This window comes from uncultured Eudoraea sp. (assembly GCF_947260015.1).
Classification (GTDB): Bacteria; Bacteroidota; Bacteroidia; order Flavobacteriales; family Flavobacteriaceae; genus Eudoraea.
The window spans coordinates 1-12,559 of sequence record NZ_CAMYOM010000029.1 but is presented as its reverse complement, the minus strand read 5'-3'; the positions used below and the strand labels follow the sequence as shown (position 1 = coordinate 12,559).

The 12,559-nt window shown below is 35.5% G+C and carries 10 protein-coding genes and 1 pseudogene; 7 read left to right on the top strand and 4 right to left on the bottom strand.

Annotation, left to right across the window (positions count from 1 at the left end; translation table 11 throughout):
- Positions 1-75 precede the first annotated feature (75 nt).
- Positions 76-1,710 (top strand): LysM peptidoglycan-binding domain-containing protein, encoded by a 1,635-nt coding sequence (locus Q0X66_RS11690; RefSeq protein ID WP_297706551.1) that lies wholly within the window; start codon positions 76-78, stop codon positions 1,708-1,710.
- A gap of 10 nt (positions 1,711-1,720) precedes the next feature.
- Entirely contained in the window at positions 1,721-2,701 is a 981-nt protein-coding gene (locus Q0X66_RS11685; RefSeq protein WP_297706549.1) for a DUF4837 family protein, read from the top strand.
- 75 nt (positions 2,702-2,776) lie between these two features.
- On the opposite strand, the gene Q0X66_RS11680 is transcribed toward Q0X66_RS11685, so the two are convergent.
- The 4 genes from Q0X66_RS11680 to Q0X66_RS11670 form a co-directional block, all read right to left on the bottom strand.
- Complete coding sequence (locus Q0X66_RS11680) at positions 2,777-2,947, bottom strand: DUF6747 family protein (protein ID WP_297706547.1); 171 nt, start codon at positions 2,945-2,947, stop codon at positions 2,777-2,779.
- 241 nt (positions 2,948-3,188) lie between these two features.
- A complete protein-coding gene (locus tag Q0X66_RS15940) occupies positions 3,189-3,359 on the bottom strand; it encodes a DUF6747 family protein (RefSeq protein ID WP_366938690.1) in 171 nt (56 codons plus the stop codon).
- Positions 3,360-3,566: 207 nt separating this feature from the next.
- On the bottom strand, positions 3,567-6,473 hold the full coding sequence (locus tag Q0X66_RS11675; RefSeq protein WP_297706545.1) for an OmpA family protein: 2,907 nt from the start codon (positions 6,471-6,473) through the stop codon (positions 3,567-3,569).
- Between the two features lie 389 nt (positions 6,474-6,862).
- Complete coding sequence (locus tag Q0X66_RS11670) at positions 6,863-7,048, bottom strand: twin-arginine translocase TatA/TatE family subunit (RefSeq protein WP_297696181.1); 186 nt, start codon at positions 7,046-7,048, stop codon at positions 6,863-6,865.
- Between the two features lie 200 nt (positions 7,049-7,248).
- Here Q0X66_RS11670 and Q0X66_RS11665 point away from each other — a divergent pair, with 200 nt between their 5' ends.
- The 5 genes and pseudogenes from Q0X66_RS11665 to Q0X66_RS11645 form a co-directional block, all read left to right on the top strand.
- Entirely contained in the window at positions 7,249-8,118 is an 870-nt protein-coding gene (locus Q0X66_RS11665) for a M23 family metallopeptidase (protein ID WP_297706543.1), read from the top strand.
- A gap of 5 nt (positions 8,119-8,123) precedes the next feature.
- Positions 8,124-9,620: a GH3 auxin-responsive promoter family protein gene (locus tag Q0X66_RS11660; RefSeq protein WP_297706542.1), complete on the top strand. Its 1,497-nt coding sequence runs from the start codon at positions 8,124-8,126 to the stop codon at positions 9,618-9,620.
- Positions 9,621-9,726: 106 nt separating this feature from the next.
- A pseudogene (locus Q0X66_RS11655) lies at positions 9,727-11,267 on the top strand (hypothetical protein).
- Between the two features lie 2 nt (positions 11,268-11,269).
- A complete protein-coding gene (locus Q0X66_RS11650; RefSeq protein ID WP_297706540.1) occupies positions 11,270-12,271 on the top strand; it encodes a hypothetical protein in 1,002 nt (333 codons plus the stop codon).
- An 82-nt stretch (positions 12,272-12,353) separates the two neighbouring features.
- On the top strand, positions 12,354-12,559 hold a 206-nt coding region (locus tag Q0X66_RS11645), incomplete at its 3' end, for a GDP-mannose 4,6-dehydratase (RefSeq protein WP_297706579.1).

Below are 12,559 nucleotides of genomic sequence, written 5' to 3'. Positions count from 1 at the left end.
TTTAAGAAGCATTATTTTAATGTTTCATAAAAAAATGCGATTTTCGCTTACACCCTACGGCCAAAAATCAGATTTATGACCGCGAATAAAGAAATAGTTCTTTACATTTTTCTTCTTGTTTTTGTTGGACCCTTGCTGGCACAAAAACAAGACACATCTCCAATTTTGGAGTCCACATCTTCCTTAGACAAATCGACTAAAGAAAAGATTGAAGTTATCCAAAAACCAATTAACCTGAATGCTGTATTCGGGGAAACATTGACAGAAAAGGACAATTCAATTGAATCTACTACGTCAAGTGATGGCTACAACCTTAAGGATAATTCTAAGGCTGCCAAATACGACAGTTTATGGATGAAGGAACTTTATGAAAATGCAAGCCTTTATGACGACATGTATAATTATGTCTCAAATCTGGATATAGACACCTTAAAACAGCTTACCATTGATACTGAAGTGTTAAAGGAACGACTGGAATTACTTAATCAGAAAACTCCATTTAACATTGCATATAACCCTTCGTTGGAAAGAGTAATACAGTCCTTTTTGTTGCGGAAGCATGAATTTATAGAACGCATGATTACAGCAAGCCAGTTTTATTTTCCCATGTTTGAGCAGGAATTGGATAATTACAATATTCCATTGGAAATAAAGTATCTGGCTATCGTAGAGTCTGCGTTAAACCCCAGGGCAAAATCAAGAGTGGGTGCCACGGGTCTTTGGCAGTTTATGTATAGTACGGGTAAAATGTACGGATTGGATGTAAGCAGTTATGTAGATGAGCGCAGTGATCCCATAAAATCAACTGCAGCGGCATGTAAATATCTGTCTAAACTTTATGAAACCTTTGAGGACTGGGATTTAGCTTTGGCTGCGTACAATTCGGGCCCCGGGAATGTAAATAAGGCTATTAGAAGATCGGGCGGTTATACGAATTATTGGAATATAAGAAGGAATCTTCCGAGAGAAACTGCGGGTTACGTACCGGCATTTTTAGCCACTATGTATTTGTTTGAGTATGCAAGCGAGCATGGAATAAAGTTAAATAAGGTTGAACGGGCTTATTTTGAAACAGATACGGTTCATGTCAAGAAGCTCATAACTTTTGATCAAATTTCAAAGCTGGTCGGCGTAAGTAATGAAGAATTAAAAGTTCTTAATCCTTCATACAAACTAGATATTATTCCCAAAATAAAAGGTAAAGAGTATTTCTTACGTCTCCCAAAAGATGCTATTGGCAAATTTGTAGCTAACGAGGCCGCTATTTATGCATTCGCGGAAAAAGAGAATAAGAGTAAAGAAAGTGCCTTACCCAAATTGGTTACGGCAAATGACAGAATTCGATATAGAGTCAGGAGCGGGGACTACCTGGGCAGGATAGCTGAACGTTATGGTGTTGGTGTTAGCCAAATAAAAAAATGGAACGGCCTTAGAAGTAATAATTTAAGAATTGGTCAACGACTCACCATATATCCCAGAAAGCCGGTAACCGTGGCTTCTTCAAATAAAAAAACATCAATAAAACCTACTCCCGCAGTTAGTTTTTCAGGCAACTCTAAAGTTCACACTGTAAAAGAAGGCGATTCATTATGGACTATCTCCAGAAAATATCCCGGAATTACCATTGAAAAATTACGACAATGGAACGGTATTAGCGGTAACAATCTGCAGCCAGGCACAAAATTGAAACTGTGCGATTGTTCATCCTAAAATGAAATATATGAAATACTTTGGAACGCTATTTTTATCTCTTTTTATATTAATTTCTTGTAACGATAAAAATAAAAAAACATATAAACCTATTTCGGTTGGTGCAATCAATTCGCTCGCGGTTGTCATGGATAATAAGCTTTGGGAAGGAAAGGTGGGTGACAAAGTAAGGGAACATTTTGCGGCTCCTATAGTAGGGCTTACCTGGAACGAACCTCAATTTTCTATAGAACACATGCCCCCTCAGGTATTTACAGGTATGACACGTCATAGACGTTCCGTTTTATACGTTAGTTTAGACAGCCTGGATTTGGCACATATAAAAACAGATTTATATGCAACACCTCAAAAGGTTGGGGTAATTAAAGGGAGAACGGAAGAAGAACTCATGCAAAATCTGGATGCCGGGGCAGATGAAATTATTGCGTCTTTTAAAAGTACAGAAATGAAAGAGGCCCAAAAAAGATTTTTACGATCTTTAAATAAAGACACAATATTACAATCTAAATTTAATATTTCTTTTAGGCTGCCTTCAATTTATAAGGTCGGGAAAGAAGAAGACAATTTTGTTTGGATAGACCGTGAAATTCCCAAAGGAACTATGAACATAATTGTGTACGCTATGCCCTGGGACAGTTTTGAAAATGATTCCACTTTTGTCAAAGATATTGTAAAGATGAGGGATTCTATTGGTAAAAAGTATATCCCGGGACCAGATATTCCTAATAAAACAACCTTTATGGTCACGGAGAAGGCATTTGCTCCTTATGTTTTCCCTGCAGAGATTTCAGGGAAAAAGGCAGCAGAAGCCAGAGGGATCTGGGAAATTCAAAATTATCCTATGGCAGGCCCTTTTTTGACTTATATTATAAATGACAAGGCAAATAACAGAAAATTGATCCTGGAGGGATTTACTTTTGCTCCTGCAACCAACAAAAGAGATTATATGTTTGAACTTGAAGCAATTCTCAGAACAGTACAGTTCAATTAGGTTTAAATAGCATTAATTTAAAAAGGCCCTGAAAATATATTTTCAGGGCCTTTTAATATTTTATAACTCCGATAATTAATCAAATGCAAAACCGGTAGCTACTCTAAATATAAAAGCATATATGGTAATGAGGAGCAAAGCAAAACAAAACCAGGAAAATACTTTAAAATATTTATTTAAAAAAATGTTCGTCCAATTTCTAAAAGCTTCTAAGTAGAGCTCTTTAAAAAGTAATACTTTATCCATATAGTGTATTTTTAGAAGTTAATTAAGACAAAGATCATTTTATGGATTAAATATGTTATATAAATCGGTTAAAGAGCATATATATTTGGCGTAAGAACAGGCTTCCTTTTCGACATCTTTAAAAGGCATGAAATAGGCGTTTAAATGCACGGAGCGCGGACTTTATTAAAGAACGTGAAAGTATATGGAAAATAAAAAAGCGCCCGGTTAGGGCGCTCTTTGGTATTTAGGTTGCTTGGTGTTAATCGAAAGCAAATCCCGTAGCTACTCTAAACAAAAATGCATAAAGCACAATGATAAAAGAGATAAAACAAAACCACGAAAATACTTTGAAATAATTTTTTATTATTACATGGCCAAGATTTTTGAAGGCTTCAGTATAAATTTCTTTAAGAAGTAATATATGTTTCATAGGCTGGACTTTTAAGATCTAAGATTATAGTTATAACTAAATTTTCTTTTAATACGTATTTTGGGAACTAGGTTTGTTGTGAAAGTGCTACACAGGGTTGTGAAAATCAATGGATTAAAGAGATACCTTTAGGTATAATTAGAGTAATTAAGCACTCGAGTGAGCGTATACAAAAAGTACGCTATCCATTAATCATTTCTGTTTGCACTACATCTTAACAATTATAAACTCTGAACGCCTGTTGAGCTGATGCTTGGCCGAACTGCACCTAACCGTACCATCACATTCGTTGAGTAATCTTTCTTCTCCATACCCTATAGCGCTTTGTATGCGATCTGGAGAAATTCCCTGCAATATCAGATATTCCCTTGTGGATTTTGCCCTTTTATCTGACAGATATTTATTATAAGCTCTTTTACCCCTGGAATCTGTGTGAGATTCAATTTTAATAACCATGGTTTTATGCTCATTCATTACCTCAACAAGTTTATCCAATTCATTGGCAGCATCATTTCTGATATAAAACTTGTCAAAATCAAAGAAGATCATATCTATTTTTAACTTTTTGATCCCATCTTCCAGAATAATTAGTTCTTTAAGTTTTTTCATGGATACATCGGCATGCACTAACTCATTGTCCTTAGTAAGTACAGATTGCTCATCAATAAAATAAGTGCCTTTAACTGTCTTTAAGATATATTTTGTAGAGCTATCGAGATCCTCGAACACAAAGCTTCCATCTTCACCGGTAACTACTTCTTTTAGCTTAATATTATTTTCATCCAGGAGCATTACCAAAGCTTCGGGCATTACTTCCCCTGTAACTAAATCTGTCACAACGCCTGCAATAGCATTTTCATTTGCTTCTTCAGGCAGTAATCTTTGAAATGAATAAATATCATCATCCCCTTTACCACCTCTTCTGTTTGATGCAAAAAAACCCTTTTGAGTTTCTTCATCAACAATGTATGAGAAGTCGTCTTTTTTACTGTTTATTGGTTGACCTGCGTTCCTTACCTCCAGAAAACCTGCTTCGTCATCATAAGCCACCTCGTATATGTCCAGCCCGCCTATGCCAACATGTCCATCTGAAGAAAAATAGAGTTTCTTTTCGTTAATAAACGGGAACATCTCCTTTCGTTCGGTGTTAATTTCCGGGCCAAGATTTCTAGGCTCGGAAAATTGACCGTCACCAAGTACATCAACTACAAAAATATCAGTCATACCGATACTTCCGGGCATATCGGAAACAAAATACAGTTGTTTACCATCAGGGCTAAGGGCAGGATGGCCCGTAGAAAAATCATCGCTATTAAATGGGAGTTCTTTCCCTTCAGTCCATTCACCATCCATTTTTTTGGACATGTATATTTTTAAATTATTGTTTCCGTTTTTGTCTCGTTTTAACTTTTTACCATAATTATTTCTAGTGAAGTACATCGTTTCATTGTCCGGAGAAAATGTGACGGATGCTTCATGGTATTTGGTATTTATCTTTTTTGAAAATTTAATGGCATCCCTAACTTCCTGTGATTCCTTATTAATTTTAGCGACATATAAATCAAGATAGGGTTGATTGTTCCATTTATACCGTCTGGTATTAAAAAAAGAAGAATCCATAGCTGATGAAAATACCATCTCGTCATCATTATAGAACATTGGAGAGAAATCTGAATATTCTGAATTTATTGCCAAATTTGCAATGTTAATTGTTTCCTCCGTATTTAATATATTGTCTAGAACAATTTCATTGGGAGTTGCCCTTGATAGATCTTCCAGTGCACGCGAATTTCCGTTTTTCATTTCTCGATCATACAATCGCATCAAGCGTTTGGCTCTTGCGTACTTCCCGGTACCCTTCGAAGAATTGGCATATTTAAAGATATTCTCTGCGGACATCTCATTTTTATAATTAGTATACAGCTTATCATACCAGTAATAAGCTCTTTCCATATTTGTATTATAATAGTGTGAATCCCCTGCTTTTTCTATTATTTTAAAAGATTGATTATTAGGATCTGATTCCAGTACCTGCTCGTAAAGTTCCGCAGCTTCGGCATACCACATTTTACTAAAGTATAAATCTGCCTTTTGAAGCAGTTTGTCATTAGTAAAAATGGAAGACCCTTTTTTATGTGTTCTGGATGGTGCAAGTAGATTAATATACTCCGGATTGACTTGATTGGAGAATTCTGAAACAGTTTTCTTATTCTTCTCCAAGGTATACAAATCTTCTGTTGTTACTACTTCACCTGGATCAAAGACATTCATGATCCACATTTTATCATAATAGTTTCCATTTAGATTAGACTTACAGGCATTTATTGCCTCTTCCCAGTCTTTATATTCCTTGATATATACATAGTTTAACTGACTTTCAGGGTGAGTTGCTATTTTGGAAACCAGATTTTTTTTACTTAGTTTTTCCTGGAATGATTTAACATTGTGAACATCCCCAAAAACACCTGCAACTATATAATAACCATTCTTTAAACCCTTGAACCTGGGAACTATTCTGGCCGCAATTTTATTTTTCTTTGCTGATTTTATAAATTCTTTTGATGTATTAAGTGAGTTTTCTTTTAATTCGTTGCTTTCAATATCTAACTTCTTATCACTGTGGTCCGAATTACGTCCCTGAACATTCATAATCCAAACCTCAGACTGATATTTACCATTCATTGCCGAAATACATGAATTAATGGCTTCTTTCCAATTCTCATGCTGGGCTAGGGTAACATAGTTTAAGTTACTGACAGGATGTGTAATGATAACAGGATTAAGTCGCTTAAGCCTTAATTTTTGAGCAAATTTATTGGCGTTAGCCCGATCTCCGTAAACTCCGGCAATAACGTAGTATCCGTTTTCTGCTGATAAAAAATCTTTGACTAATCTTGTAGGGATGCCGTATTCTCTGGCCATTCGCTTAAAATCATCATCAGTATTCGGTGTTGAAGTCTTAACATCATTAGTAATGGCTTCAATGCTTGTATTATGATAAGTTATTACATCTGCCGATGTAATTTCGTGTATAGACTCATTCCAATGCGCACTTGCCCCAAAAGTTGTTAGCAATAGTAACGCAAAAAGAAACTGTATTAAATTTGTCTTCATTAGTTCAATGGCTTGGAAAATATGACTATCTGCCTATTTTGTTAGTGTTATAAATATTCTGGCAGAGTTTCACCAATATGATTGATTTAACGACGAAATTAGAAGTATTAATACTCCTTATTTATTTTTTGTTGTGAAAGAGATGTTTTTTGTCGTGTACGATCAACTTATGTATTTCATCGATAAAAAGGAAGGTGCAATATCTATTATATTCTGTGTGGAAAGTACTACAAAATGGTATGAAACGCTGTATCAAATTGTCTGTTAGCGCATTAAAAAAGGGAATAAATAAATAAAACGATAGGTATAATATCAAAATTTAATCTTTTTATATTCCATAAAAAAAGGCGCCATAACTGGCGCCTTTTATCTATTGCGGAATTTCTTAGTTATTCTTCTTTTTTCTCCTCAAGTTGATCGTCTTCTTTAGAGGCATCTTTAAATTCTTTAATTCCACTTCCCAAACCTCTCATTAATTCAGGTATTTTTTTGCCCCCGAATAAAAGTAAAACAACCATGACGATTATGGCTATTTGCCATGGACCTATTGCTAAAAAGGTAATTAATGATACCATAATTTTATAATTTAATGGATTACAAAGGTACTAAAAAAAGTACTTATATTATTGTTAATAGTAACGGGAAGATCTATTTTAAATTGTAAACGTCAAAAAATGTTTTCAATCCGTAAATTATACGTAGTGTGAAATTTGGAGGACTATAAATTTAAAAGGTATTTACTGCTTAATTCAAATCGAAGTTTATCTTTGTATTTATGGCTAAAAAAGGAAAAAAGAGAAAAGAAATTCGGAGAAAGCTACTTCATAAGTATCGACTGGTGATACTTAACGAAAGTACTTTTGAAGAAAAGATATCTTTTAAACTTAGCAGACTCAATGTGTTTGTCACAGGATCCTTGTTTATTGTCGCACTTATCGGGCTTACAACCTTGCTTATTGCTTTTACACCTTTAAGGGAATATATACCCGGCTACTCTTCTACAAAGCTTAAAAGACAGGCAACGGAATTAACGTATAAAACAGATTCTCTGGTCACTGTTCTGAATTATACCAATAAGTATTTAAGTAATATTCGAATGGTCTTGCGAGGAGATATTGAAAACAATCAGATTAACAGAGACTCCCTTTTTGAACAATTTAAAATAGACCCGTCCACAGTAGATCTTAGTCCAATCAGAGAAGACTCCATGCTAAGAGCAGAAGTTGCTTTGGAAGATAAGTACAATCTTTTTGAAAGCAATAAAGATGGTGAGGGACTTGTGTTGTTTTCACCAGTTAGCGGCACAATTTCTCAGGAATATGATGCACAAAACAAGCACTATGCAGTAGACATTGTCGCTATTAAGGATACTCCGGTCAAAGCAGTAGCTGCCGGAACAGTAATTTTTTCTGAATGGACAACTGAAACTGGATATGTCATAATTATGGAGCATAAAAGCGGAATACTTTCAGTCTATAAACACAACGGCTCATTAAACAAGAGCCAGGGAGACTTTGTCAGGGCCGGGGAAGTTATTGCCTCCGTAGGAAATACCGGAGAATTAACTACAGGGCCTCATTTGCATTTTGAGCTGTGGAACAATGGCAATCCGGTAAACCCGGCAGATTATATTGATTTTAACTAGAAAGGATGTCATTAAAATCTTTAGCAGCCAGAATTTTTGCAAAAAACATAGCCCGTAAAACAGCCAGGTGGGCCGGGGAACCTTTAAAAAGTCAGGAAAAAGTCTTCAAACATATAATACGGAATGCTCAAAACACAAAATTTGGAATTGATCATAATTTTGCACGAATAAAGAGCCACTCAGAATTTGTAAATGAAGTTCCAATACGAGATTATGAAGCTTTGCGTGAGTATGTTGAGCAGGCGGTAGCGGGTAAGGAAAATGTTCTTTGGCCCGGAAAGCCGATCTATTTTGCCAAAACCTCAGGAACGACATCAGGGGCCAAATATATTCCCATTACTTCAGAATCTATTAAAGAACAGGTTCTTGCCTCAAGGAATGCAATTCTGAATTATATCCATGAAACCGGAAATTCGGATTTTGTTGATGGAAAGTGGATATTTCTACAGGGAAGTCCGGTATTACAAGAAAAAAACGGGATTAAACTAGGAAGATTATCAGGTATTTCAGCACATTACGTGCCCAACTACCTTCAAAAGAACCGCTTGCCCAGCTGGGAAACAAACTGTATTGAGGACTGGGAAACTAAGGTGGAAAAGATTGTGGAGGAAACAATAAATGAAGATATGACACTGATTGCAGGCATTCCTTCATGGGTTCAAATGTATTTTGAAAAATTAAAAGCCACAAGTGATAAAAATATAGGTTCATTATTCAAAAATTTTAATCTGTTTATTTATGGGGGGGTCAATTATGAGCCCTACAGGGCTAAATTTGAGGAACTTATAGGCCGCAGAGTGGATAGCATAGAATTATTTCCGGCGAGTGAAGGATTTTTTGCTTATCAGAACACTCAAAAAGAAGAGGGCATGTTGTTATTGTTAGACTCTGGTATCTTCTATGAATTTGTTAAGGCAGATGAATTTTTTGAGGATCAACCAAAACGACTTACTGTAAGTGAAGTAGAATTAGATGTTAACTATGTCATGATTATTTCTACCAACGCAGGTCTTTGGGGATACAATCTTGGAGATACCGTTCGGTTTATTTCAACAACACCTTATAAAATTGTAGTTACAGGTCGCATAAAACACTTTATTTCAGCATTTGGGGAACATGTTATTGCAAAAGAGGTTGAGGTTGCCATGCAAAAGGCCGTAGAGGCATGTGATGCTTCTATAAACGAGTTTACAGTGGCACCGCAAATTACACCTGAAAAAGATGAACTTCCGTACCATGAGTGGTTTATCGAATTTGAACGAAAACCTTCAGACATGTCTAAATTTATTGAGATTCTAGATACATCACTTCAAAAACAAAACAGTTACTATTATGATCTTATTGAGGGTAAAATACTACAGCGTTTAAAAATCACCTCTATCAAAAAAAGTGGTTTTCAGGAGTTTATGAAATCTATCGGAAAATTAGGAGGCCAAAATAAGGTACAACGCCTTTCTAATGATAGGTCGGTGGCAGACAAGTTGGCATTACAGCGAGAATAAGATTAGCAATTTTCGTTTTAGAAAGAAGGGATTTAACCCTAGAATTAGACTAAATTTTATAGACTCAATTAAATCTTAAGTATAAAATGTAATTTTGCTAATGTCTATGGAGATAGTTAAAGATAATACCAGAGCACAGGAATCTACAAATGCCATTGAGCGGATGTATGTTACTATGCGTCATTTATTCAATAGAGGTTTCTATAAACCTACGGGAGTTTCAGGGGAGACTTTGAGAAATGCCCTTTTAGCTTTACATCCGGAAATTTATGGTTCAGTGGCTGAAGATAAGGCTGAACTTAATGGACTTATATATGTATTGGAACGATTACCTTCCGGAATAGAGCAGTGCAGGTATATTAATCTTACTTCAGATGAAGGTTATGGAAAATCCCACTTTAAAGCAATTATCCCGCCCAAAAGGAGAAGAAATTGCTACCGAATAGATAGTGAGCAGATGAATATTGAGATCACAAGAGGACGCTCAGATATTTATGACATACTTACACACCTTACCTTTTTGTATATAGAAGCCGATAAAATATGCCAACGCGTTTTAATAGAAGACACAAATAAGACTATTCGCGATTGGAAAAAATTAGAAAAAGCAGCTACCAAAGCCAAGCTTACTCAAGTGGAGAAAGAAACTGCATTAATTCATACTGCAAACATCCTTGGAAGATCATTTGTGGAGGTATTAGAGGTATATGATAAACTGGCAACAAAGAAAGAACCTGAAAGATTTTTGAAGATTCTGTATTGGTTAGGTAAATTATCTATTGAGGAGGAAACGGGTGGCGAGAAAAGAGTAATAACCTTTAGTAGTATGTTAAGGGATCGCCTGGGGCATCATATTCACGGCGAAATATGGGCCGAAACCATAAAGAAAACCTTAAACACACACAATTTATTAAAAAGACCAATACATATTATCAGCTCCAATATGCATAGCGTGGTAAATTCTTTATATGCCAGAAAAGCGCTTAGAAAAGAGTTTCCTTCAAACGGATCCCTTGAGATATATGAGGCTTTAAGTTCCACGGATAATATGGCTTTACGCAATAAAGTAATTACCAAAGCAAAACGGAACGGCATGATCTCTTTAGAGGACACCTCAGGAACGAGTATAGATGTTCAGATATTTGATATGGCGAAATTAGGGCAGGACGCCTGTTGTTATGAACTAAATATGAACCTTCCTGATGATAAAAAACCTGTTATATTTGTAATGGACTATGCCTTTGGGGAACAGGCCTATGAAACAATTGACGAACTTTTAAAGCCCTTTGTTTTAGAAAATGGCCAAGACATCTTTTTAGATGTGGCTTCAATTTCAATAATGGGGAAAGCAGGCATTCTCGAGGGCGGTAAAGGAGATTTAATGATTCCGTCTGCACATATTTTTGAAGGAACAGCGGATAACTACCCCTTTAAGAATGAACTATGCGCCAAAGATTTTGAGGGGAATGGTTTTCTAAAATCAGGAAAAGCATAAGAGAGGAAGTTAAGGTCAGATATGCCTATTATGCGTCAGATAATCCATTGGAATCTGGTAGTACCTTAGCTTCCGGGGGCCTTGGAACAACGGGTGTAAAACCCACCTATTTAATAACCGATAAAATACTTAAGCAAATTTTTAATTCCTGAATATGGCAGATCAACAAACAACGAAAGAAACCACATCAAATGATGAAATAGATTTAGGGCAATTATTTAGAATGATTGGTAATGGCTTTAATAGGCTATTCAGGTGGTTTTTAAGAATTTTTCTCTATTTCAAAAAGAACTTCCTGGTTTTGCTTAGTCTTGTTATTGTCGGGGCATTAATTGCCTTTGGCTTAAACCAGTTTGTGTCTGAAAAACTTCAGACCGAAGTTATCGTAAAGCCAAATTTTGAAAGTAAGGCCTATTTATATGATGCAGTTGATGAAATTCAGGCTAATATTAAGGGAAAGGACACAATTTTTTTTAGTCGAATAGGTATTAGCCTTCCAAATTTGAAGGGGTATGAGGTAGCCATAGATCAGACCTTGAAAGACATTGATTCGGATAACGATAATTTGGAGTATTTGGAACTTTTGGAAAAATTTCAGGATGGGGGGCTAGTAACAGCTGTTACCAGAACAGAGATATTAAATAAAAGCTCCTTGGAACACAAAATCACATTCACTTATAAAGATGCAGCGAACGGCCGGAAGTTTAGTCAGAAGGTCATGGAATATATTAACTCAAACAGTTACTTTAAAGAGCTGACCCAAATTAGCCAGGAAAATGCGCTGGAAAGAATTAGGCAAAACGAAGCATTACTGGTTCAAATGGACGAACTAATTAGCAGATATTCGGATAGAATGGCAAGTACGGAAAGTCAGCTTAATGATCAAAGAATTATTTTGGACAATGAGAAACAACTGGATATTGCAGAACTTTTTAATTTAAAGAACAGTCTGATTCGGGATATTGAAAGGAAAAAAATGGAACTCCTGGAACGAAAGGATGCTATTAGCATTATTTATTTTGGCGAACCGCATATTGTTCAGAAATCCTTTTTTGGAGAAAAAATTATACTTATTCCACTGATTTTGCTAGCCATTTTCTTTTTTATTGACATACTCAAATATCTTAATAAGAAAGCCGCAGAAGTTCAAAATTGAATACCCTAATAGAGGAAAAGAGGATATGAAAATGTATTTATCATAAATTTATAAAGAAAAACAAAGTGCTGAAAGCCAGTATATTATGAATATTTTAATAACAGGAGGTGCAGGATTTATTGGCTCACATGTTGTACGCAGATTTGCAAACAACTATCCGGACTATCATATCTATAATTTAGATTCTCTCACTTATGCGGGGAATCTTGAGAATCTGAGAGACATTGAGGAATCTCGAAATTACACCTTTTTAAAAGGAGATATCCTAGATGAAGGATATATTAAAGA

Coding starts and splice junctions, on each gene's coding strand:
- Q0X66_RS11690 (WP_297706551.1), top strand. CDS start 76: ATGACCGCGAATAAAGAAATAGTTCTTTACATTTTTCTTCTTGTTTTT.
- Q0X66_RS11685 (WP_297706549.1), top strand. CDS start 1,721: ATGAAATACTTTGGAACGCTATTTTTATCTCTTTTTATATTAATTTCT.
- Q0X66_RS11680 (WP_297706547.1), bottom strand. CDS start 2,947: ATGGATAAAGTATTACTTTTTAAAGAGCTCTACTTAGAAGCTTTTAGA.
- Q0X66_RS15940 (WP_366938690.1), bottom strand. CDS start 3,359: ATGAAACATATATTACTTCTTAAAGAAATTTATACTGAAGCCTTCAAA.
- Q0X66_RS11675 (WP_297706545.1), bottom strand. CDS start 6,473: ATGAAGACAAATTTAATACAGTTTCTTTTTGCGTTACTATTGCTAACA.
- Q0X66_RS11670 (WP_297696181.1), bottom strand. CDS start 7,048: ATGGTATCATTAATTACCTTTTTAGCAATAGGTCCATGGCAAATAGCC.
- Q0X66_RS11665 (WP_297706543.1), top strand. CDS start 7,249: ATGGCTAAAAAAGGAAAAAAGAGAAAAGAAATTCGGAGAAAGCTACTT.
- Q0X66_RS11660 (WP_297706542.1), top strand. CDS start 8,124: ATGTCATTAAAATCTTTAGCAGCCAGAATTTTTGCAAAAAACATAGCC.
- Q0X66_RS11650 (WP_297706540.1), top strand. CDS start 11,270: ATGGCAGATCAACAAACAACGAAAGAAACCACATCAAATGATGAAATA.